This window comes from Agromyces cerinus, assembly GCF_016907835.1.
GTDB lineage: Bacteria > Actinomycetota > Actinomycetes > Actinomycetales > Microbacteriaceae > Agromyces > Agromyces nitratus.
Map to the genome: position 1 here is coordinate 3423770 of NZ_JAFBCT010000001.1, position 21655 is coordinate 3445424.

Consider the following 21655-nt stretch of genomic DNA (forward strand, 5'->3'; position numbering starts at 1 on the left):
CGTGAAGAACGCCGTCCTGTTCACCGCGCTCATCCCCCGCAACGCCGGGGTCCTCCTCATTCGCGGCTATCGGGCCGCGATTTCGCCGTTGTACGGCGATGTCTGCCGGTACTACCCGTCGTGCTCGGCCTATGGTCTCGGCTCGGTGCAGCAGCGAGGCCTCCTCGTCGGCTCGGCCCTCACTGCGTGGCGCATCGTCCGGTGCAACCCCTGGTCGGCGGGCGGCATCGACGACGTCCGCGCTGCGAAGCACTCCCGGTATCGCGTCACCCGGTTTGGGTGGGTCATCCCCGCCGGTTGGGCGGATGCCGCGGCATCCGCTGAACTCGATGCGACCGGCCACGCGCACGATCACGCCTCCGGTTCCGCCGGCCACGGTGCATCCGTCGACGCTGACGTCGACTCGCGTGCAGCGGCCGCCTCGGCTCCCGAGCCCCGCCCGCCGCGATGACGCGGCCCTCGCACTTTCCTCCTCCACCGTGTTCCGAAAGGACTGACCCACTCAATGCCTGATATTTTCAGCCTGATCCTCTGGCCCATCAAATGGGTCATCGAGCTGATCCTCGTCGCGTTCCACTCCATGTGGACGTTCTTCGGGCTCAACCCCGATGCGGGTGTGACGTGGGTGCTGTCGATCGTCGGTCTCGTCATCGTCGTGCGGGCCGCGCTCATCCCGATCTTCGTCAAGCAGATCAAGAGCCAGCGCCGCATGCTCGAGGTCGCGCCGCAGCTCAAGAAGATCCAGGACAAGTACAAGGGCAAGAAGGACCAGTTCTCCCGCGAGGCGATGTCTCGCGAGACGATGGACCTCTACAAGAAGACGGGCACCAACCCGCTCTCCTCGTGCCTGCCCCTCCTGCTGCAGATGCCGATCTTCTTCGGCCTGTTCTCGGTGCTCAACGACGCCCAGCACGACAAGGCCGGCGTCGGCGTGTTCACGCAGGACCTCGCCAACTCGTTCGCGAACTCGGAGATCCTCGGCGCACCCCTGAAGGGCACCTTCATCGGTGCGATGAACGGCGAGTACCCCTGGCAGGTCATGGTCATCGCCGCGACGATGATCGTGCTGATGACCGCGTCGCAGTTCATCACCCAGCTGCAGATCGTCTCGAAGAACATGTCGCCCGAGACCAAGGCGAGCCCGATGTTCCGCCAGCAGCGCATCATGCTCTACCTGCTCCCCCTCGTGTTCGCGTTCTCGGGTGTCGCCTTCCCCATCGGCGTCATGTTCTACTGGCTCGTCTCGAACTTCTGGACCATGGGTCAGCAGTTCGTCGTCATCCGCAATATGCCGACGCCCGGCAGTGAAGCTGCGAAGGCACGCGAGGAGCGCCTCGCCCGCAAGGGCAAGCTCGTCGTCGAAGAGAAGACCCAGACCGAGATCGAAACGCCCGAGGCGAAGAAGACTCAGCGCCAGCAGCCCGTGAGCAAGGCTCGCGCGAAGAAGCAGGGAAAGTAACCCATGACCGACGTACAGCACGACGCCGCTGATCGCTCCACCTCGCAGCTCGAGGAAGAGGGCGACATCGCCGCCGACTACATCGAAGAGCTGCTCGACATCATGGATCTCGATGGCGACATCGACATCGACGCGCGCAACGGCCGCGCCTACGTCTCGGTCAACGCAGGCGAAGGTGCGAACCTGAACCTGCTCGCGAAGCCCGAAACGGTGAGCGCCTTCCAGGAGCTCACCCGGCTCGCGGTGCAGACCAAGACCGGTGCGTTCTCGCGCCTGATCCTCGACATCGGCGGTTCGCGCGACGCACGCCGCGACGAGCTCGCCGGCCTGGTCGAGCGCGCGGCCGAGCGCATCGAGGGCGGTGCCGCCGAGGCATCCCTGCCTCCGATGTCGTCGTACGAGCGCAAGCTCGTGCACGATCTCGTCGCCGAGCGCGGTCTCCACTCGGAGTCGCGCGGCGAAGGCTCGGATCGTCACACGGTCATCACTCGCGTTGGCTGACGTTTCACGTGAAACGATGATCGACGGACTCGAACCCGAACCGGCCGCGGCCGCTGAACTCTTCGGTGAGCACATCGAGGGTGGTCGGGCATTCACCGACGCCCTCGCGCGCCACGGCGAAGAGCTCGGCCTGATCGGCCCGCTCGAACTGCCGCGCCTGTGGACCCGACACATCCTGAACAGTGCCCTGGTCGCGCCGCTGCTGCGGCCCGGGCGGGTCGGGGACGTCGGATCCGGTGCCGGCCTGCCTGGCATCGTGCTCGCGATCATGCGACCGGATGTCTCGTTCACCCTCATCGAGCCGATGGAGCGACGTGTCGCGTGGCTCGAGCGTCAGGCCGACGAGCTCGGCCTCTCGAACGTGACGGTCGTGCGCGCCCGCGCTGAGGAATCGAAGCTCTTCGACTCGCTCGACCAGGTGACCGCCCGCGCGGTGAGCGCGCTCCGCACGCTCATCCCCGTGACCGCTCCCCTGCTGCGCCCCGGCGGCGAGCTCGTGCTCATGAAGGGCGCTGGAGTCGACGGCGAGATCGGCGCGGCCGAGAAGGTCATCCGCAAGTACCAGCTGCACGACGTGGAGGTGCTCGTGCTCGGCGAGGGCGTCGTCTCCGAGGTCACGAGGGTGTTCCGCGCCACCGCGGGCTGAACGGACCCTGCCCCGATCTCCTGGGTGCGCACTTCGCATTGCGTTGCGGTCGGTGACCGGCGATGCGTCGGTGTGAGTGTGTGCCCCGCGTGCGGTGCGCCGCGACGAGGCTCGCTCTGGTGGCGAGGAGCACATCGTGCTGACGCGCTCATGGTGGATGCCAGTCGACGCGACCCATCGTTCTCGGTCGGGTGCGGCTCGTGATCGTGCCACACCGACGTTGATGGCTGGTGTCCACTGGCCAGGGCCGGCGCTGCCGGCCACCGTCCGCGCGTAGGCATTGTTCGGCGGAGGTGCCCGGTCGAGTCGTGGCCGCGTGCTCGCGGGATGGGCTCGGCCTTTCGCATCGAGTCCCCCACAGCCACACGTGCCCTCTCGGCGAGACCGAGCGTGCTCACCGGTGCCGTCACTGCCGGTCGTGGTGCCGTCCCGGGCGCGACGAGGCTGTCGTGCCGGGTGTGCAGCCGATGCGGCTTCCGTGCTCAGATCGGAGTCCGCAGCACAAGACATGTCCGTCTCTGTGGGTCCCATGACGCACCTCAGAGCCCGTGAGGCGACCTCGGGGGATCACAACGAGAGAGCGGTGCGTCGGCCAACTCAGCCAGTACCCGCTCGACGCGACGAGTCAGGGCAGGTCGGCATCGCCCCCAGGTTTCGGAGCCGGGCGAGGGGGATGAAGGTTGCACCAGGTCCTCTGGCGCGAGCGCGTGTCCCCGGACCCGAAGGCTGCGGCGCTCCCGCGAACGGCGAGGAGCGCGAGCCCGTTCCGCGGGTGAGCGGTTCGCCACGATGTCGCGACTCCCCCGGCGGCACTCTGGTTCGCACGGTGTTTCACGTGAAACATCGGTGTCGCGACTCACCGCCATGCTCGGGTGGGTGTCGATGGCGTGGTCGTCTGCAGGCGCCGGCGCCTGCGTTGCATTCTTTCGTCTCGCCCGAAACGTTCCCTCGGGTTCCCCGCGACCCGCCCGGTCGGGAAGAGTGCGCGAGTCGGAGGATCCGAGATGCCGCAACGCGCACCTGCCCGATCGATTCGGCATGCAGGCGCGGGCGTCTCCGCCAGGCTCCCGTCCGGCGCGACCGGACGAGGATGCGGAAGCCGACCGTCCATCCGTTCATCGCGGCAGGCGTGACTGCCGGAAGCCAAGGCGGTGCGTTTCACGTGAAACGCTGTGCCGGAACCGCGGGCGCAGGGCCGGAACCGCAGCGGTGCGTTTCACCTGAAACGTGGTCCACCGCGCGGTGCACCACGACATCTCGATGCGGGTGCGGTCTGCATCGGACCCGCGCAGTGATCGTGATCAGCGGTGCCGCGGCCCGCCGCCCAGGGGCGGCGTGTCCCAATATTCCGGCCGCGAGCCGAGCGAGACTGCATCATCCCGTCACGCGCGGGCATCCAGTTGCCGTGTCGATCCGCCACCGCTCCTCATGCTCGAGGCCGCGCCTTCCCCGCGGCTCGGCACCGGGTCTTGGGCCCCGCGTCATCCCTCACACACCCGCCGTCCCCCGCTCGGGATCCCGCTGTCCGAGACGCGAAGCTCGTGGCCCGCTCCCCCATACCGATTCCAACTCCCGGTCCCCGGCCGAGCTCTTGCGGACCGAGACCCGCAGCTCGATCCCCCGACCTCGACGAGTGCCCAAGACCTGAGGCTCGACGCGTAGTCCCCGATCGTGGCTCCAGATGATGTGCTGTGGGGACCCTTGCTCTCAGATCAGATCAGATCAGATCAGATCAGACCAGATCAGACCAGATCAGACCCAGGTCCAGATGCTTCGCCGAGGCGAACCCACAACCCGCAGTTCGCGACCCGCAGCCGATTCCAGTACTGGGGATTCGCTGGCTGATTCTGAGCTTCGATCCCTGGAGCCGGGCTTGGTCGCGGCCTGCAGCCATGCCCGAGGTCTCACGGTCTCATCCTCGGACCGACGCTTCGGGCGGAGCTCCCCGAGTCCCACGGCCGGATCCCGCCGGAGCGTTGACCGGACGCTCATCCCGCAGCCCGGTCTCCGCACGCGGAAGCCCGGTCTCCGCACCCGCATGCCTGGGACCGAGATCTCGCCGCGCGCTGCCGAGCCTCGACTCGTCGGCCTACGCCCGGCGGTCTCGGGCGCGAATCACGCTCGCCGATTCCCAGGGCGCATTCGCCGAGGCTGGATCCGCCCTCGGACCCAAGACACAGTTCGACCACCCCGAGACCCGACGCGATCCGTGTCGAAGCCTACGCAACCGCCGGCCTGCACCTCTCTCCGTTGACCAGGCTTCCGCAGCACGATCCAAGCGCCTCGATTCCGGAGCCGAGATCCCGCCGCGCATGTTCCGTATCCTTGGGGCCGAACCCAAGTCCCGCGGGTTGTTCCTCGGCAGAGAACCCGGCACCGCGCTTTCCGCTCCCTGCCGGCGTCGAGGGTCGAGCCGGCCCGTCGAGGTATGACCGCGGTGACGCCTCCCGTGGCCGACTGGCGCGGGAGATGACCCTCGTCCTCCCCGCCCGTCGTGCAGGTGGATTCGTTCCCTCTCCCCTCTCGCGATCCCCGTCAGTGGACGTGGTCGGTGCTTCTGATCATTGGTCGTGCCGCTCCCGCCAGTCGGCTCCTGTTGGTGGTGCCCGGGCGCAGAGTCACGCGCGAGGTCACGGAATCGCGGTGTGTGATGGTGGCTCGCGTGGGGGCGGCGCAGCCGCCATGGCGCGCTCGTCGCCTGGTCTCGGATCAGTGGCCGTCCGGCCGGAGAGAATCGGGACTCCGGCGGCTCGCGCCATCGGAGAGGGTTCGAGGGGCACGAGGGGTGAAGTATCGCGATGTTTCACGTGAAACATCGCGGTCGACCAGGCCCCCCTCGTGGCAGGGGCGAGCGAGCCGACTCGCGTGGTCTCGATCGCGGGAACAGCGGCTCGGCTCGGCAACGGCAACGGCAACGGCAACGGCCTGCGGGGTGCGGGGTGCGGGGTGCGGGCAGCAGGCAGCGGGCAGAAGAGGGCGGCGGTGCCGGTGGAGTGCTGTCCCCCTCGAGCCATCGGCGAATTCTGGCCGATTCGGGATCGGCAACACCTGTCCCTCGGGGTACCGCTCCCTCGCGGCTGGCTTCACATCCCGGTGGAGTAGTCATGACCTCGATCCCGAGCGCGTGCGTTCGCTTCGTCTCTGCTGTCGCCGATCGCACTGTTCTCTCGAGCAGCAGACCCGCGCCACCGGCATGAAGCGAACAAGATGTTTCACGTGAAACACCGCGAAGAGATGCAGGCAACCGTACAGGCAGCGCGCAAGGGGCGGCTGACCCGTCCCTGCCGCGGACGATCGGTTCGGATCTCGCGGAGTTCGCTCGTGTTTCAACTTGAGAGTCGGTCGCGCCGGTTAGGCTTGACTCTCGGATCGAGGACACCGCAGAATGCGGCGAATCTCTCGAATACCAAGGATTTGGAGCATCGGCATGGCACAGGGCGGGGGACGTGGATGGTTTCACCGCAAGCGCCCTCAGCCCGCCCCCGATGAGCTCGCAGGTGGCACCACACACGTCAGATCCACCCCACCGCCCCCTCCTGGGCCGACGGACGTAGACCGGCCACAGGGCGAGTCATCGCCCGCATCCGACCCGCAGCAGTTCGTCGAATGGAGCCCCGAGGCTCGGCTCGGCGCCTCCCCGGACGGTTTCGATGCCGCACCCGCCGCGACTGACCGACCGGAAGGTGGGTCGTCTTCGGCAGTCGAGGCGGCGGCGGTCCGCATCGCGGATCGTGAAGCAGACGCGTCGACCGCGCCGCCGTCTGTTGGAGAAGACCACCCGGTCCGCGAATCCACTGCACGAACCGAGGCGCCGTCCGCCCACGAGACGGTGTCGCGCGGCATCGACTGGGATGCCGCGACGGCCGCGGCGCTCACTGCCGACGTCGATCCCGCAGAGACCGCCACGGAGCATCACCCCACCGGCCCCGACCGGCTGCTCGAGGACCTGATCCGCGAGATCGTCGGAGACGCCGCTGCCGATACGGCCTCTTCGTTGCACCCCGCTCGCACCGGTGCTGCGACCACGGCACAAGACTCTCCAGCGCCGGCCACGACCGGCACGGCGTCCGTGGCCACTGCGCCACAGGGTGCTGCGCCGGAAGATCTGGAGGGTGCTGTGCAGGGCGCACCAGATGGTCAGCAGGCCGCGTCGCACGAGATCGCCGCAGTCGCACAGGCATCGCCGTCCGTTGCAGACCCCGTGCTGATCGCCGATGCCATCGCTCCCGTTGCCCCGTCCACAGCGCCGCCAGCACCCCACGAACCAACCGAAGCCCCCGATGTTTCACGTGAAACATCGTCAGATCACGGAGGAACTCCCCTGGCTTACGAACTCGCCGACGAGACCCGTCGGCGCATCGCGCTCGATGAAGCGGTACTCCCGCTGCCACCGTCGACTCGCGTGCTGACGATCTCCAATCAGAAGGGTGGCGTCGGCAAGACGACCACCGCTGTGAACCTCGCTGCCGGCCTCGCCCGTGCCGGCGCCCGAGTGCTCGTGATCGACCTCGATCCGCAGGGCAATGCGTCGACAGCACTTGGCGTCGATCACCGATCCGAACGCAAGAGCGTCTACGAGGTGCTCGTCTCCGACGTGTCACTCGCTGAGGTCGTGCAGCCGTCGACCGAGCACGAGTTGCTGGACTGCGTTCCGGCGACCATCCATCTCGCTGGCGCTGAGATCGAGCTGGTGTCGCTCGTTGCGCGTGAACAGCGACTGCGCAGGGCGCTCGATGCACATCTCGCCACGATGGAGCGCCCGTACGACTACGTCTTCATCGACTGCCCGCCGTCGCTCGGTCTCCTGACGATCAACGCGTTCGTCGCAGCTCGTGAGGTGCTCATCCCGATTCAGTGCGAGTACTACGCACTCGAGGGCCTCTCCCAACTGCTCAGCAACATCGAACTGATCGAGAAGCACCTCAATCCCGAGCTTCGCCTCTCGACGATCCTGCTGACGATGTACGACTCGCGTACCAACCTTGCCCAGCAGGTGGCGCAGGAGGTGCGCGACCACTTCCCCGTTCAAACGTTGGAGACGATCATCCCCCGATCGGTCCGCGTGTCGGAGGCGCCGAGCTACGGTCAGAGCGTGATCAGCTACGACTTCGGTTCGACCGGATCCCTGTCGTATCGAGAGGCGGCCGCCGAGATCGCTCGTCGCGGCGCAGCAACACCCGAGGAGTCGAACTGATGGCAACGAAACGAACCGGCCTCGGACGTGGAATCGGTGCACTGATCCCGGGTGGCGACGACACCACACGAGCACGCCCGGTCGACGTCTTCTTCCCCGAGTCCGATGCGCAGCAGCCCACTGCGGTCGCGGTGGTCGAACAGGCCGCTTCGGCAGAGGGACTCGTCACCGTTCCTGGCGCCCACTTGGCCCGACTCGACCCGAACGACATCCTTCCCAACGCCCACCAGCCGCGCAGCGTCTTCGACCCCGATGACCTCGCGGAGCTCGTGCACAGCGTGCGCGAGTTCGGTGTGCTGCAGCCGATCGTCGTTCGGCGCCACCCCGAGCTCGCGGGCAAGTACGAACTCGTCATGGGCGAGCGGCGCCTTCGCGCCACCAAGGCCGCAGGCCTCGACTCGATCCCGGCGGTGGTGAAGGACACGGCGAACGAGGACATGCTGCGCGACGCGCTGCTCGAGAACCTGCATCGCTCCCAGCTGAACCCGCTCGAAGAGGCATCGGCGTACCAGCAGCTGCTGTCCGACTTCGGCATCACGCAGGAACAGCTCGCCTCACGCATCGGTCGCTCGCGCCCGCAGATCTCGAACACGCTCCGTCTGCTGCGTCTCCCCGAGCCGGTGCAGCTCCGGGTCGCGGCGGGGGTGTTGAGCGCCGGCCACGCTCGCGCGATTCTGTCGATCGGCGATGACGCCGTCGAGATGCAGCGCTTCGCCGACAAGATCGTGAACGAGGAACTGTCGGTGCGTGCCGCGGAGGCCGTGGCGACCAAGGAACCGAAGATGTCGCGTCCGAAGCCCGCTGCCGGCAAACGGCAGGACTTCCTCGAAGACCTCGCCACTCGCTTGGGCGACCGCCTGAACACCCGCGTGAAGATCGCTCTTGGCGCGAGAAAAGGCCAGATCACCGTTGATTTCGCTACCGTTCAGGACCTGCGTCGGATCCTCACTGACCTCGGCGAGAATCTCGACGGCGTGTGATCGCATGTCGTCCGGAGAATCCGTTCTGACGAACCGAAATCAGGCGATTCGAACCGGGCGATCGGCGCGAAACCTGCACTGATCCGAACGTGGAAGAGGGTCGGTCCGAATGGACCGACCCTCTCTCACGTTGCGACGTCAGTTGGAGCGAGCGCGTGCCGCCTCCACGAGTGCACCGTAGATCGCGGCGGCACTCGAGCCCGAGGCGTCGATGGCGAGCGGCACGAGTGAGGTCTCGGTGAGACCGGGGATGACGTTCGCCTCGAGGAACCAGGGGCGGCCGCTGTCATCGACGATGAAGTCGACGCGCGACAGATCGCGGAGCCCGAGCGTGTGGTGTGCGAGCACGGCAGCTTCCGACACCGCCGTCACTGCTGCGTCGCCGAGTCGTGATGGTGCGTAGAACGTCGTCTCCCCCGCGTTGTACCGGGCCTGGAAACTGTAGACACCTGCGGTGGGTTCGATCTCGACCGCAGGCAGGGCGCGCGGGCCGTCGCCGGTGTCGACGACCGCGACCGCGATCTCCGTGCCGTGGATGCGGCGCTCGACAACGGCGACGTCGTCGTAGGTGAAGGCTTCGACCATCGCGCGCGGCAGGTCGTTCGTGTCTTCGACGATCGTGACGCCTTGAGCCGAACCGCCGGACGCCGGCTTGACGACGAGGTCGCCCTCGAGTGCCGAACGGACGACCTTCAGCACGCTCGATGCTCCGAGCTCCCTGAAGGCCTCGTGGGAGAGCACGATCGACTCGGGAACGGCAACGCCGGCGGCGGCGAGCAGCGAGCTCGCAATGGGCTTCGACCAGGCACGGCGCGACGCCGCACCGGACGAACCGACAGTCGGCACACCGATCGCGGCGAGCAGTTCGAGGAGCGAACCGTCTTCACCACTGGATCCATGCAGTGCGGGGAATACGACGTCGGGCCGCTCGTTCACGAGGAACGGGAGCAGGCCGGCGTCGGGATCGCGGAGCACGACGCGGTGACCCGCGGCGATGAGCGCGTCGGCCACTCGGCGCCCTGAACGAAGGGAGACGTCTCGTTCGTGCGAGATGCCTCCGGCAAGCACGACGACGTAGAGACCGGAAGAATCGCTCATGATCAGGTGTTTCTCCACTACTTCAGGTCGGACGGCGGTGCGGAGTCGTAACCCGCACTCGGTGGCAGTTGGAGCGGACCCGTGCCCGCGAAGGTGTCGAGCAGGTCGAGCTCACCGTTGATCACGGTCGCGAGGCGACGGATGCCGAGCCGGATCGCATCGGGCGTCGGATAGCAGAAGGACAGGCGCATGGCATGCCGTCCGCGACCGTCGGCGAAGAATGCCGTGCCGGGCGTATACGCCACGAGCTCCTTCACTGCGCGCGGCAGCATCTGCTTCGAGTCGAGCACGTCGGGCATCGTGACCCAGACGTAGAACCCACCGTTCGGGTTGGTCCAGTTGAGCTGCGGCAGGTACTCCCCCAGCGCCTCGATCATCGCGTCCTTCCGCTCGCGGTACACGCCGCGGAAGGTGTCGATCTGCGCGCGCCAATCGGCGGTGGCCAGGTACTCGGACACCACCATCTGGCTGAACGAGCTCGGCGACAGGATCGCGGACTCCGCCGCGAGGATGAGTTTCTCGCGGATGGCGTGCGGTGCGAGCGCCCATCCGACCCGGAACCCGGGCGCGAGCGTCTTCGAGAACGAGCCGAGGTAGATGACGCCCTCGGGGTCGAGCGAGCGCAGGGCATTCGGCGCGGGCTCGTCGAAGTGCAGCAGACCGTAGGGGTTGTCTTCGAGCACGAGGATCTCGTTCGAGCGGCAGATCTCGAGGATCTCGGGCCGCCGTTCGGCGGAGAGCGTGACGCCGGCCGGATTGTGGAAGTTCGGGATCGTGTAGAGGAACTTGATGCGACGGCCCTGGCCGCGGAGCGCCGCGATCGTCTGCCGCAGCGCCTCGGGGATCAGCCCGTGCTCGTCGGTCGCGACGTGGGCGACGTTCGCCTGGTACGAACGGAAGATGCCGAGCGCGCCGACGTAGCTCGGCGACTCGGCGAGGATCACGTCTCCGGGATCGATGAAGAGCTTCGCGACGAGGTCGAGCGCCTGCTGCGAGCCGGTCGCCGTCACGACGTTGTCAACGCTGCCGTGGATGCCCTCGATCGCCATCACGTCGAGGATCTGCTCGCGCAGTTCGGGAATCCCCTGACCAGAGCCGTATTGCAGCGCAACGGCACCGCGTTCGCGCATGACCTTCTCCATCGAGGAGGTGATGAGCTCGTGCGGCAGCGCCGAGACGTACGGCATGCCGCCGGCCAGCGAGACGACCTCGGGTCGCGAGGCGACGGCGAACAGGGCTCGGACTTCGGAGGCGGCCAGCCCGGCGGCTCGCTCGGCGTAATTCGCGTACCAAGGGTCGAGATTGTTGCCGGTCCGCTGGGGGACGCCGTCAGATGTCACTGCGCTGCTTCCGTTCTGTTCAGGGTTTCCATGGTAGTTGCTGGGTTCCGGGCGGTCGTTCGGGGTCGCGCGCCTGCGACATCCGCTCCTTCTGGGTGTCGGGCCCGGAGACGCGAAAGACCCGCCCGGCTTTCGCCGGACGGGTCTGGAGTTCGACCGCCGACTACGAGATGTAGGCGGCGAGGTCGGCCTCGAGTGCGGGCTTCGGCTTGGCGCCGATGACGGTCTTGACGACCTCGCCCTTCTCGAAGACCTTGAACGCGGGAATCGCGGTGATCTGGTACTTCATCGCGAGGCCGGGGTTCTCATCGACGTTGAGCTTGACGATGTCGAGCTTGTCGGCGTGCTCCGTCGCGATCTGGTCGAGGATCGGGCTGACGGCGCGGCACGGGCCGCACCACTCGGCCCAGAAGTCCACGAGCACGGCCTTCTCGTTGTTGAGGACCTCCTGCTCGAAGGTGGCCTCGGTCACTGCACGTGCAGTCATTGCGTTCTCCTTTTGGTGGAAATCAGAAGTTCAGGGAAGAGGAGGGAAGGACTGAGTCCGGGATGCCCCGGGCCTCAGTTCACCGCGGCGAACTCGGCCTCGGCGACCGAGAAGTCCGTTCCGGCCTCAGGCGTTTTTGGGAGCGCTGCGAGGTAGTGCTCGGCGTCGAGTGCTGCGACCGTGCCCGAACCCGCTGCGGTGACCGCCTGGCGGTAGTGCGGGTCGATGACGTCACCGGCAGCGAACACGCCGGGGATGTTGGTCTTCGACGTGCGCCCGTCGACGGCGATGGTGCCCTCGCTCGTGAGGTCGAGCTTGCCGTGCACGAGGTGCGTGCGCGGGTCGTTGCCGATCGCGACGAAGAGGCCGTCGAGTTCGAGGTCGCGCTCCTCGCCCGTCACGGTGTCGCGCAGGGTGACACCGGTCACGGCGGTTTCACCGAGCAGTCGGGCCACCTCTGCGTTCCAGATGAACTCGATCTTCTCGTTGTCGAAGGCGCGCTGCTGCATGATCTTCGACGCCTTGAGAGTGTCGCGACGGTGGATCACGTAGACCTTGTCGGCGAAGCGGGTGAGGAACGTCGCCTCCTCCATGGCCGAGTCGCCGCCGCCGACGACGGCGATCGTCTTCTGGCGGAAGAAGAATCCGTCGCACGTCGCGCACCACGACAGCCCGTGGCCCGAGAGCACCTCTTCTTCGGGAAGGCCGAGCTTGCGGTACGCCGAACCGGTCGCGTAGATGATCGCGGATGCCTCGTGCTCGTCGCCGTTGCCCAGCTTGACGCGCTTGACCGGGCCGTCGAGTTCGAGCTCGACGACGTCGTCGTAGACGACCTCGGTGCCGAATCGCTCGGCCTGCTCCTGGAGCTTCGTCATCAGGTCGGGGCCCATGATGCCCTCGGGGAAGCCGGGGAAGTTCTCGACCTCTGTCGTGTTCATCAGCTCGCCGCCGATCTCGACCGAACTCGCGATGAGCAGTGGTTTCAGCTGCGCGCGAGCGGCGTAGATCGCAGCCGTGAAACCGGCCGGTCCAGAACCGATGATGATGATGTCGCGCAAGCCCGCTCCCGTCGTTGCTGGTGATTCGCAGCATTCAACGAATCGGATGCCACGAGATGCTCAACACAGTCTAAGCGGCGACTATTCCGCGGGAGCTGCGCGATCCAGCGTGTGACGGATGCCGGGTGCTCAGCGGCGCCGGAGCTTGACGATGATCGCCTCCGCGAAGCCGCGGAACTCGGGCACGCGTGCGAACCAGAGCGTGGCGAAGTAGAGGAGCGACATCGCCGTGCCGATCACGATCATCGACACGATCGCTCCGGCACGCGTCGCGAGCGCGAAACCGCCTTCGGTGGTTCCGCCGAGCAGCACGAGGATTCCGATGCCGACCGCGACGGGAACGACCGCAGCGGCAAGGTACCGCAGGTACGAGGCGAGGACGTGCCGCAGGTCGATGCCGCGCAGCTTGCGCCGCAGGAGCAGTGCCGCGAGCACGAGTTGCGCCGTACCGGCGATCGTCGTCGTGAGCGCGATCGCGACGGCGATCTGCGAGGTCGGCAGAGTGCCGGCGTAGAGCGCGCCGCCGGTGAAGAGCACGACCTGGAAGAGCGTGAAGAAGAAGGGGGTCCTGGTGTCGTTGAGCGCGTAGAACGTGCGCTGCACGACGAACAGTGCCGAGAAGCCGATCAACCCGATGAGGTACGCGATCACGATGTTGCCGAACGCGGCGATGCTCTCCAGATCTCCCAGGCCATAGACCGCGCCGAACGGGTAGGCGACGACCATGATGACCGCAGCGGCGATCACGATGATCGAGCCGATGCCGCGCAAGGCGCTCGAGAGGTCGGCTCGCACCCGGTCGGTGTCTGCAGCGGCAGCGTGCTCGCTCAGGCGGGTGAAGTAGGCCGTCGCGATCGAGACAGTGATCACCGAGTGCGGCAGCATGAAGATGAGCCATGCGTTGTTGAGGGCGGCGACGGACGGATCGCCCGTGTCGGCTGCGTCGCCGCTGACGCCGGTCTCGACGATGCCGGCGAACGTCGTGAGCAACAGCATGCCGAAGGTCCAGCCCGCGATCTTCCCGGCGGCGCCGAGGCCCACGCCTCGCCAGCCGAAGTCGGGGCGGAACCGCAGGCCGATGCGCTTCCAGAACCAGAAGAGCGTGAAGGCCTGCAGGGCGACTCCGAGCGTCGTGGCACCGGCGAGGAGGGCGATCATGCCGCCCGTCCACTCGGACGGGGCCCGCGCGCCGGTCGGGTCGGCCCCGAAGATGAACGCGAAGACCAGCATTCCGGCGATGCCGACGAGGTTGTTGATGACCGGCACCCAGGTGAACGGACCGAACGAGCGACGGGCGTTCAGCACTTCGCCGAGCACGGAGTAGAGCCCGTAGAAGAAGATCTGCGGCAGTGACCAGAAGGCGAACAGGGTCGCGAGTTGGCGCGTCTCATCGTCGAGCCTCGGACCGTACAGGAGTGTGAGCAGTGGCGCGGCCAGCGTGGCGATGATCGCGACGCCCGCGAGCATCACCAGCGCGACGGTGACGAGCTTGTTGATGTACCGTTCACCGCCGTCGGGCGAGCGGCTCGCCCGGACGATCTGCGGAACGAGCACCGCCGACAGCACGCCGCCGCCGACGATGGCGTAGATGGTGTTCGGCAGTTGCGTCGCGATCGCGAAGGCGTTGGCACCGGAACCGACCATGCCGATCGTGGCGGTCAGCACGATCGTCTTCACGAACCCGAGGATGCGGGAGACGATCGTGCCCGAGGCGAGGAAGGCGCTCGCGCGTCCGATACGGTCTTCAGCCATCGCGGCGCTCGTCTCCCGGTTCGTCGGTCGTGGGTTCGCCTGCAGGCGTCTCGTCGGCGGCCTCGACCGGCGCGCCGGCATCCGCTGCGCCTGAGGTGTCCGTCACCTCAGAGGTGTCGGCCGCGTCGGACGCATTCGTCTCGGCGACGGCATCCGTCTCGCTCGCTGCAGCGGTCGCGGCGGCCTCGGCCCGCTTCTTGCGGTGGCGACGGATGTTGCGCCAGATGCCGACGCCGAAGAAGACGACGACGATGGCGCCGAGGATGGCGGCGCCGAGGCCTTCCCAGTCGGCCTGCACGTTGACGGGGATCGAGACGGGGCTGCCGACCGGCACGCCCTCGGGTGAGCTCAGTGACACGGTGAGCGTGACTTCGCCGTTGCCGATGCCGGCTGCCACGGGCACCTTCACGGTGCTCCGCGACTCGGGGTCGACCGTGACGGTGACCTGGTCCTCGACGACCAGGCGGCCGTTCGACGGCGTGACGTCGACGACGACGGTGACGGGGTAGGGCAGCGCGTTCAGGATCGTCGTGGGCACGCCCGTCTCGGACGACACCACGTTGATGGGGCTGCTGGGGATGATCGAGACCGCATCGAGCGTTCGGCGCTGAGCGACGAGCCACTCGCCGACTGCGGCGTCCCAGGCGGGGCGATCGTCGAGCCAGTCGACGTCGAGCAGGGCGAGGACGTCGCGGCGCGTGGGACCCGTGAGCTCACGGGGATCGTCGAGCACCGTCGCGAAGGCCGTCAGGTTCGCGTCGGTGCGGACGATGCGACTGACGTTGTCGATGCGCTGGCGGTCTTCGGGTTCGTCGACGAGTTCGCGGGCCACCGGAGGGGCTCCGATGGCTTCGGTGAGCGACGCGGCAGCCACGCGCGGGTTGTCAGCGAGTGCGTCGAGGGTGGCGGCGACCCGTGCCGACTGCGCCCCGGCGCCGCGATCGAGCGTCGCGAGCAACGCGACGGGCTGGTCGCCGCTGCCGTCGAGCAGCGCGAGTTCGGCGCCGAGTTGGCCCGCCGCAGCGCGCCACTCCGTGTCGCTCAGGGCCTCGGATGCCGCGCGGAGCGGCGGCGTGAGCCGTGCATCTGCCACGACGGCGGTCGAGCCGTCGACGCTCGAGGCCGAGTTGGCCCACTGCTCGCCGGCAACGACGTTGCCCGGGGCGAGGATCGAAGTCGTCAGCCCCGCGGTGGCGAGGAATGCGAGATCCCCGGCGGCGACCGTGTCGTCGGCGGGCCAGCCGATGTCGGTTCGGGTATACGGCCACTCGAGGAGTTCCTCGGTCGACGGCACTTCACCCGTCGGCGGTTCGGTCGGCACCGGAGTGGCGGTCGGGTCGGTGTCGTCGGGCGCCGTCGTGCCGGCTTCGTCGGTGCCGTCGGTTTCATCGGCTTCGTCGCCTCCGGCGTCGGCGCCTCCCGCGAAGTCCGCCGGATCGAGCTCGTCGGAGAACGACGTCGGAGCGAGCAGAGCGGGCAGGCCGAGCTGCGCCTGCGCCGCGACATCCGCATCTGCATACGCGAGAGGGAATATCTCGTTGGGGAGCGCCGCAAGGCGCTCGAGCCATGCGGAGGCGGTGCTCGGCGCGGAGGTGCCGAGCGTGCGGATCGACGCGATGATGCGCGGGTCGATGCCGATCGCGACGGGGTGGCCCTCGACGGCGTCGAGCTGGCGGGACAGGAGGCCGGACGGCGAGGTCCATGCGGCGAGGTCGTCTGCTCCGAGCAGGCCGGTCGCGGATGCCGGCACCGTCACGGGAACCGCGACTGCGATCGCCGTCGGGCCGGTGGTCGGTGCTGCCGTGCTGGCGAAGGCGTCGGTGGCGGATGCGATGAGCGTGCCGTCGACGTGCAGCTCCACGCCGAGTCCGAGCACCGGTGACCCGTCGATCTCGTCGACGGCAGCCGGCGGCAGCGTGATCGACACGACCTCGACCGCGCCGGCGGCGATCATCGAGGACTCGACCTCGGCGACCTCGACGCCGTCGATGGCGGTCGCCTCAGTCGCGGCGGCGTCGGCCGCTGAAGCGTCGGGGCCGGGCGCCTGGGCGAGCCACGCATCGAGCTCGGCCGTGTCGTCGATCTCAGTCGCCGATCGGAAGAGTTGCAGGGCGCCCGCCGGGATGGGGTCCGCCGTGGCGTTCTCGACCTCGATCTCGAGGCCGATGGGCGCGTCGGGCGCGATGCTCGTCGCCACCGTCGGCGCGACGCGCAGCACGACGCCGGAGCCGGAGTCGGAGCGCGACTCGGCCGACGCGGCACGGGTCCCGGTTGTCACCGCCGCCGATGCGCCGGTGACCGCTGCATTCGCAGCGAGCGGGGCGGATGCCAGCAGCGCGACCGTCGCGGCCGTGGCGATCGCCGAACCGAAGGCCGTGAAGCCGCGTCGGTGGAACCGGTTCGCGTGCGCCGTCGACGCGGGCCGCCGGGCGCTCTCCGTCGATTCGACCCGTGAGCACCGGCGGCGCGCAGGGTTCGACTCGGGCACCATGCTGGCGATTCTACGGCGTGGCACCCGGGCATCTGCTCGGCATCCACAGGCGCTTCGGGTTGCGTGCGGGCCGAGGCATCCGTCGCGCGGCGCTTAACATAGGGGCATGCAGAGTGTCGCGACAGCCCTCGACCGGCTGGGCGAGCTGGCGGCTTCGCCGACCGTCTCGCGACTCGCGGCGGCGTTCGAGGCGGCGGGGCACGAGATCGCCCTCGTCGGCGGGCCGGTGCGCGACGCCTTCCTCGGACGGCCCGTCAACGACCTCGACTTCACGACGGATGCCACGCCCGACGAGATCCTCGCGATCGTCAAGCCCATCGCCGAGGCCCATTGGGACATCGGCCGCGCCTTCGGCACGATCGGCGCGAAGATCGCCGGCGAGACCGTCGAGATCACGACGTACCGTGCCGACGCCTACGACGGTGCGTCACGCAAACCCGAGGTCGTGTTCGGCTCGAGCCTCGAAGACGACCTCACCCGACGCGACTTCACGGTCAACGCCCTCGCGCTGCGCCTGCCGAAGCTCGAACTCGTCGACCCGTCGGGCGGCGTGGAGGACCTCGTGGCACAGGTGCTGCGCACCCCGGCCGCCCCCGAGCAGTCGTTCGGCGACGACCCGCTGCGGATGCTGCGCGCCGCGCGCTTCGCCGCCCAGCTCGGCTTCACGGTCGAGCCGGCCACAGAGCAGGCGATGACCGACCTCGCCGCCGAGATCGACCGCATCTCGGCCGAGCGCGTGCGCGACGAGCTGACGAAGCTGCTCCTGTCGCGGACCCCGCGCAGCGGCATCCGACTGCTCGTCGAATCGGGCCTCGCCGAACGCGTGCTGCCCGAGCTGCCCGCGCTCTCGCTCGAGCGCGACGAGCACCACCGCCACAAGGACGTCTACGAGCACAGCCTCACCGTGCTCGACCAGGCGATCGACTACGAGATCGAGCGCGGCGTGCTCGACTCCCCCGACCTCATCGTGCGCCTCGCGGCGCTGCTGCACGACATCGGCAAGCCCGCCACCCGGCGCTTCGAGGCGGGCGGTGCCGTCAGCTTCCACCACCACGACGTCGTCGGCGCCAAGCTCGCCCGCAAGCGCCTGCGCGCCCTGCGCTTCGACAACGACACGATCGCCGCGGTCTCGCGGCTCATCGAGCTGCACCTGCGGTTCTTCGGGTACACGGATGGCGCGTGGAGCGACTCGGCCGTGCGCCGCTACGTGCGCGACGCCGGCGACCAGCTCGAGCGGCTCCACATCCTCGCCCGTGCCGACGTCACGACCCGCAATCGGCGCAAGGCCGACCAGCTCGCCTTCGCCTACGACGACCTCGAGGAGCGCATCGCCGTGCTCGCCGAGGAGGAGGAACTCGCCGCGGTGCGCCCCGAGCTCGACGGCGCCGACATCATGCGGCTGCTCGGCGTCGCGCCCGGCCCCGTCGTCGGCGAGGCCTACCGGTACCTGCTCGAGGTGCGCCTCGACGAGGGCCCCATCGGCCCGGATGCCGCGACTGAGCGACTGCTCGCCTGGTGGGCGTCGCGCGACGCCTGACGCCGGGTTTGTGCACAGGCGCGCGGAGCGGGAATCCGGAGTCGTTATGATCGGCGCGGACGACACCGCACCGACCTCCGGGGGAACACACGCATGACCATGACGACGACCGACCGCGCCCATCTCTCCACCTACACGAAGTCGAGGGTTCGCCGCCACATCGTCTGGGCCGTGCTGCTCGTGTTCGGCATCTGGATCTGGTCGACGACCTTCGTCGGCCCGGTCATCGCGCAGGCGACCGAGCACACCGAGCAGGTCGCTGCCGTCGCGGTCGAGGAGACGACGATCCTGCAGACGCAGGGCTCGCGTCGGAACCGTCACATGGAGAACGTGCGCGCGCTCGTCGTCGAGTTCGAATACGGAGGTCAGCAGTACCGCGAGACGCTCTCGACCGATGACGAGCAACTCGGCGATGTGACGGTCTACCTCAACACCAGCACCGATCGCGCCTCGTTCGATGCACCCGAGCCCATCGGCTTCTGGGGCTGGTTCTGGGGCATCGCGGGCGGACTCGTGCTCGCGGGCGGCGTCATCGCGCTCGTTCGCTCGATCGCGGGCACCGTTCGGCTGTCGCGGTTCGACCCGTCGACGCGAGCGCCCGAGTTCGCAGCCGATGTCACCGGTGCGACCGTGCGCGTCGTCAACCAGAAGAAGGCCGCGACGCCGAAGAACACCGAGATCGACATCACCGCGGTGGCCGCGTCGGCGACCGAGGGGATCCCCGTCGGCACCGAACTCGTGCTGACGGCGAAGGCCGCTGCCGCGCCCGGCGTGCCGCAGGCAGGCAGCCGGCTCGAGGGCATGTTCGTGAAGCCGGGCGCGAAGAGCGGCCTCGCGGTCGTTCGCTTCGGCGCGGATGCCCCGTGGTGGCCGGTCTCCGCCGGCGAGAAGGCGCCCGAGGTCTGAGGCACCGGAGGCCCGAGGCCGGAGTTCGACGACCGGGCCTGGGCCTGACGCCCGGCCCGATGCCATCCCGGGGCCGAATGGCGCGGGTGCGGGGCATCCGCTATGCTGTCTAGGTTGCCCGTGTGCCGCGAATGTGCGGCCTCCATGGCGTGACGTATGCACAACCCTCCTGCTGCAGAGATCCTGTAGCCGTTTGAGTCCGAAGGAGGTGGGTTAGTCATGCACCAATACGAGCTGATGGTTATCCTCGATCCCGAGATCGATGAGCGCACCGTTGCTCCCAGCCTTGACAAGTTCCTCAACGTCATCCGTAATGATGGCGGCACCGTCGACAAGGTCGACATCTGGGGACGTCGTCGTCTGGCGTACGAGATCAACAAGAAGAACGAGGGCATCTACGCCGTCGTCGACTTCACCGCCGAGTCCAAGACCACCGATGAGCTCGACCGCCAGCTGAACCTCAGCGAGGCCGTCATGCGCACCAAGGTCCTCCGCGCCGAAGAGGCGATCGCACAGGTCGCCGCTCACGCGAAGGCCCAGGAGGCGAAGGCCGCGAAGAAGGCCGCCGCTCAGGCGAAGGCCGGCGCGAAGGCTGCAGCTCCTGCTGCCGCTGTCGCCGCCGCTCCCGCCGCTGCGGTCGCCGCCGCTCCCGCCACGGCCAAGAAGGACGACTAGTCCTCATGGCCGGCGAGACCATCATCACCGTGGTGGGCAACCTCACTGCAGATCCCGAGCTGCGTTACACGCAGAACGGCCTCGCGGTTGCCAACTTCACCATCGCTTCCACTCCTCGTACGTTCGACCGTCAGGCGAACGAGTGGAAGGACGGCGAAGCGCTGTTCCTGCGCGCGAGCGTCTGGCGTGAATTCGCCGAGCACGTGGCCGGTTCACTCACCAAGGGATCCCGGGTCATCGCTTCCGGGCGTCTCAAGCAGCGTTCCTACGAGACGAAGGAAGGCGAGAAGCGCACCACCATCGAGCTCGAGGTCGATGAAATCGGCCCGAGCCTGCGCTACGCCACCGCGTCCGTGACGCGCGCACAGTCCAACCGTGGTGTCGGCGGCGGCAACAGCTCCTTCGGGGGCGGCGCCGGTGCCGACGAGCCGTGGGCACCCAGCGCTCCCGCAGCAGCCCCTCAGGGCGGCGGCGGCGGAGACGTCTGGAACACCCCCGGTACGAGCTACGGCGACGAGACCCCCTTCTAGGCCCAGGCGCTCCAGTAGCGCAGCGGCCGGTGAACGGATGCCCCAGGCATCCGCTCGCTCGAATCGTTTTCAATAGACAGGAAAGACAATGGCTGGAAAGTCGAGCGGCGATCGCCGCAAGCCGACCCGCGGGAAGGGCGCGAAGAACGCCGCCCCGGCGAAGTCCATCAAGGTCGGTGTCATCGACTACAAGGACGTCGCGACCCTCCGCAAGTTCATCTCCGAGCGTGGAAAGATCCGCGCCCGCCGTATCACCGGTGTCTCCGTGCAGGAGCAGCGCCTGATCGCCCGTGCCGTCAAGAACGCACGCGAGATGGCCCTTCTGCCCTACTCGGGCTCTGGCCGCTAAGGAGCACGACAATGGCTAAGGTAATTCTCACGCACGAGGTCACCGGCCTCGGCACGGCCGGCGACGTCGTCGAGGTCAAGAGCGGTTACGCTCGCAACTACCTCGTCCCCCAGGGCTTCGCTGTGGCGTGGTCGCGCGGTGGCGAGAAGCAGGTCGAGCAGATCAAGGCGGCTCGCGCCGCTCGCGCTCTGCACTCGCTCGAAGACGCACAGGCTGTCAAGGCCAAGCTCGAGTCGACCAAGGTCAAGCTGGCCGTCAAGGCCGGCCAGGGCGGTCGCCTCTTCGGCTCCGTCAAGACCTCGGATGTCGCGGCTGCCGTCGCGACCGCCGGTCTCGGCGAGCTCGACAAGCGCAAGATCGAGATCACGACCCCCATCAAGGCGGTCGGCGACCACGAGGCGACGGTTCGTCTGCACGACGAGCTCTCGGCGACGATCACCCTTCAGGTGGTTGCCGCGAAGTAACTCGCGACGCACCACGAGAACGGCGGTTCGGGCTTCGGCCCGGCCGCCGTTTTCGCGTTCTCCCCGTACACCCGCGGCGGTGGTGCGCGCAAGTCGAGATCAATGTTCGCTGTGATGGTTGTACACAGGTGGACACACATGTGGAGTGCGCTTCCAAAGAAGTTTTCCCCCACAGGTGTGAGTAGATA

At 68.1% G+C, this 21655-nt stretch carries 17 protein-coding genes and 1 pseudogene; 12 read left to right on the top strand and 6 right to left on the bottom strand.

Going from position 1 to position 21655, the window contains the following annotated elements:
- Position 1 precedes the first annotated feature (1 nt).
- From yidD to JOE59_RS15950, 6 genes are all read left to right on the top strand, one after another.
- Positions 2–451: a membrane protein insertion efficiency factor YidD gene (gene yidD / locus JOE59_RS19160; RefSeq protein WP_204463495.1), complete on the top strand. Its 450-nt coding sequence runs from the start codon at positions 2–4 to the stop codon at positions 449–451.
- Positions 452–505: 54 nt separating this feature from the next.
- Complete coding sequence (yidC, locus tag JOE59_RS15930) at positions 506–1459, top strand: membrane protein insertase YidC (protein WP_179551613.1); 954 nt, start codon at positions 506–508, stop codon at positions 1457–1459.
- Between the two features lie 3 nt (positions 1460–1462).
- Positions 1463–1960: a Jag family protein gene (locus JOE59_RS15935; protein ID WP_074260459.1), complete on the top strand. Its 498-nt coding sequence runs from the start codon at positions 1463–1465 to the stop codon at positions 1958–1960.
- 16 nt (positions 1961–1976) lie between these two features.
- Complete coding sequence (rsmG, locus tag JOE59_RS15940; protein WP_204462160.1) at positions 1977–2606, top strand: 16S rRNA (guanine(527)-N(7))-methyltransferase RsmG; 630 nt, start codon at positions 1977–1979, stop codon at positions 2604–2606.
- A gap of 4321 nt (positions 2607–6927) precedes the next feature.
- Positions 6928–7800, top strand: a complete 873-nt coding sequence (locus JOE59_RS18870; protein ID WP_275581252.1) for a ParA family protein — start codon at positions 6928–6930, stop codon at positions 7798–7800.
- The gene (locus JOE59_RS15950) at positions 7800–8780 is read left to right on the top strand and encodes a ParB/RepB/Spo0J family partition protein (RefSeq protein ID WP_204462165.1); all 981 of its coding nucleotides are present in this window, start codon (positions 7800–7802) and stop codon (positions 8778–8780) included. The genes JOE59_RS18870 and JOE59_RS15950 overlap by 1 nt, the downstream gene beginning before the upstream one ends.
- Positions 8781–8918: 138 nt before the next feature.
- Here JOE59_RS15950 and JOE59_RS15955 read toward each other — a convergent pair whose 3' ends face one another.
- The 6 genes from JOE59_RS15955 to JOE59_RS15980 all read right to left on the bottom strand — a co-directional run bounded on the left by JOE59_RS15955 (position 8919) and on the right by JOE59_RS15980 (position 17006).
- On the bottom strand, positions 8919–9878 hold the full coding sequence (locus JOE59_RS15955; RefSeq protein ID WP_204462174.1) for a D-alanine--D-alanine ligase family protein: 960 nt from the start codon (positions 9876–9878) through the stop codon (positions 8919–8921).
- A gap of 17 nt (positions 9879–9895) precedes the next feature.
- Positions 9896–11218 carry an aminotransferase-like domain-containing protein gene (locus JOE59_RS15960; protein WP_074260456.1) on the bottom strand — a complete coding sequence of 441 codons (1323 nt, stop codon included), beginning with the start codon at positions 11216–11218 and terminating at the stop codon, positions 9896–9898.
- A gap of 163 nt (positions 11219–11381) precedes the next feature.
- Positions 11382–11705: a thioredoxin gene (gene trxA / locus JOE59_RS15965; RefSeq protein WP_056007113.1), complete on the bottom strand. Its 324-nt coding sequence runs from the start codon at positions 11703–11705 to the stop codon at positions 11382–11384.
- A gap of 74 nt (positions 11706–11779) precedes the next feature.
- Positions 11780–12763 carry a thioredoxin-disulfide reductase gene (gene trxB / locus JOE59_RS15970; RefSeq protein ID WP_204462176.1) on the bottom strand — a complete coding sequence of 328 codons (984 nt, stop codon included), beginning with the start codon at positions 12761–12763 and terminating at the stop codon, positions 11780–11782.
- A gap of 129 nt (positions 12764–12892) precedes the next feature.
- Entirely contained in the window at positions 12893–14515 is a 1623-nt protein-coding gene (gene murJ / locus JOE59_RS15975) for a murein biosynthesis integral membrane protein MurJ (RefSeq protein WP_204462178.1), read from the bottom strand.
- Complete coding sequence (locus JOE59_RS15980) at positions 14508–17006, bottom strand: DUF6049 family protein (protein ID WP_204462180.1); 2499 nt, start codon at positions 17004–17006, stop codon at positions 14508–14510. Before JOE59_RS15980 ends, murJ begins: the two co-directional genes overlap by 8 nt.
- Positions 17007–17112: 106 nt before the next feature.
- On the opposite strand from JOE59_RS15980, the gene JOE59_RS15985 reads away from it, so the two are divergent.
- The 6 genes and pseudogenes from JOE59_RS15985 (at position 17113) to rplI (ending at position 21467) form a co-directional block, all read left to right on the top strand.
- Positions 17113–18543 (top strand): CCA tRNA nucleotidyltransferase, encoded by a 1431-nt coding sequence (locus tag JOE59_RS15985; RefSeq protein ID WP_204462182.1) that lies wholly within the window; start codon positions 17113–17115, stop codon positions 18541–18543.
- Between the two features lie 93 nt (positions 18544–18636).
- A complete protein-coding gene (locus tag JOE59_RS15990) occupies positions 18637–19449 on the top strand; it encodes a hypothetical protein (protein WP_204462184.1) in 813 nt (270 codons plus the stop codon).
- A 219-nt stretch (positions 19450–19668) separates the two neighbouring features.
- Positions 19669–20028: pseudogene (gene rpsF, locus JOE59_RS15995) on the top strand (30S ribosomal protein S6); the annotation flags it as partial.
- A gap of 101 nt (positions 20029–20129) precedes the next feature.
- Entirely contained in the window at positions 20130–20654 is a 525-nt protein-coding gene (locus JOE59_RS16000) for a single-stranded DNA-binding protein (RefSeq protein WP_056007138.1), read from the top strand.
- Positions 20655–20742: 88 nt separating this feature from the next.
- Positions 20743–21003 (top strand): 30S ribosomal protein S18, encoded by a 261-nt coding sequence (gene rpsR, locus JOE59_RS16005; protein ID WP_022892391.1) that lies wholly within the window; start codon positions 20743–20745, stop codon positions 21001–21003.
- Between the two features lie 11 nt (positions 21004–21014).
- Complete coding sequence (gene rplI, locus JOE59_RS16010) at positions 21015–21467, top strand: 50S ribosomal protein L9 (protein ID WP_056007140.1); 453 nt, start codon at positions 21015–21017, stop codon at positions 21465–21467.
- The last annotated feature ends 188 nt before the right edge of the window (positions 21468–21655 follow it).

Excerpts from the sequence above, each read along its gene's own strand:
- yidC (WP_179551613.1), top strand. The coding sequence starts at position 506 with ATGCCTGATATTTTCAGCCTGATCCTCTGGCCCATCAAATGGGTCATC.
- JOE59_RS15935 (WP_074260459.1), top strand. The coding sequence starts at position 1,463 with ATGACCGACGTACAGCACGACGCCGCTGATCGCTCCACCTCGCAGCTC.
- rsmG (WP_204462160.1), top strand. The coding sequence starts at position 1,977 with ATGATCGACGGACTCGAACCCGAACCGGCCGCGGCCGCTGAACTCTTC.
- JOE59_RS15950 (WP_204462165.1), top strand. The coding sequence starts at position 7,800 with ATGGCAACGAAACGAACCGGCCTCGGACGTGGAATCGGTGCACTGATC.
- JOE59_RS15955 (WP_204462174.1), bottom strand. The coding sequence starts at position 9,878 with ATGAGCGATTCTTCCGGTCTCTACGTCGTCGTGCTTGCCGGAGGCATC.
- trxA (WP_056007113.1), bottom strand. The coding sequence starts at position 11,705 with ATGACTGCACGTGCAGTGACCGAGGCCACCTTCGAGCAGGAGGTCCTC.
- murJ (WP_204462178.1), bottom strand. The coding sequence starts at position 14,515 with ATGGCTGAAGACCGTATCGGACGCGCGAGCGCCTTCCTCGCCTCGGGC.
- JOE59_RS15980 (WP_204462180.1), bottom strand. The coding sequence starts at position 17,006 with ATGGTGCCCGAGTCGAACCCTGCGCGCCGCCGGTGCTCACGGGTCGAA.
- JOE59_RS15985 (WP_204462182.1), top strand. The coding sequence starts at position 17,113 with ATGCAGAGTGTCGCGACAGCCCTCGACCGGCTGGGCGAGCTGGCGGCT.
- JOE59_RS15990 (WP_204462184.1), top strand. The coding sequence starts at position 18,637 with ATGACCATGACGACGACCGACCGCGCCCATCTCTCCACCTACACGAAG.
- JOE59_RS16000 (WP_056007138.1), top strand. The coding sequence starts at position 20,130 with ATGGCCGGCGAGACCATCATCACCGTGGTGGGCAACCTCACTGCAGAT.
- rpsR (WP_022892391.1), top strand. The coding sequence starts at position 20,743 with ATGGCTGGAAAGTCGAGCGGCGATCGCCGCAAGCCGACCCGCGGGAAG.
- rplI (WP_056007140.1), top strand. The coding sequence starts at position 21,015 with ATGGCTAAGGTAATTCTCACGCACGAGGTCACCGGCCTCGGCACGGCC.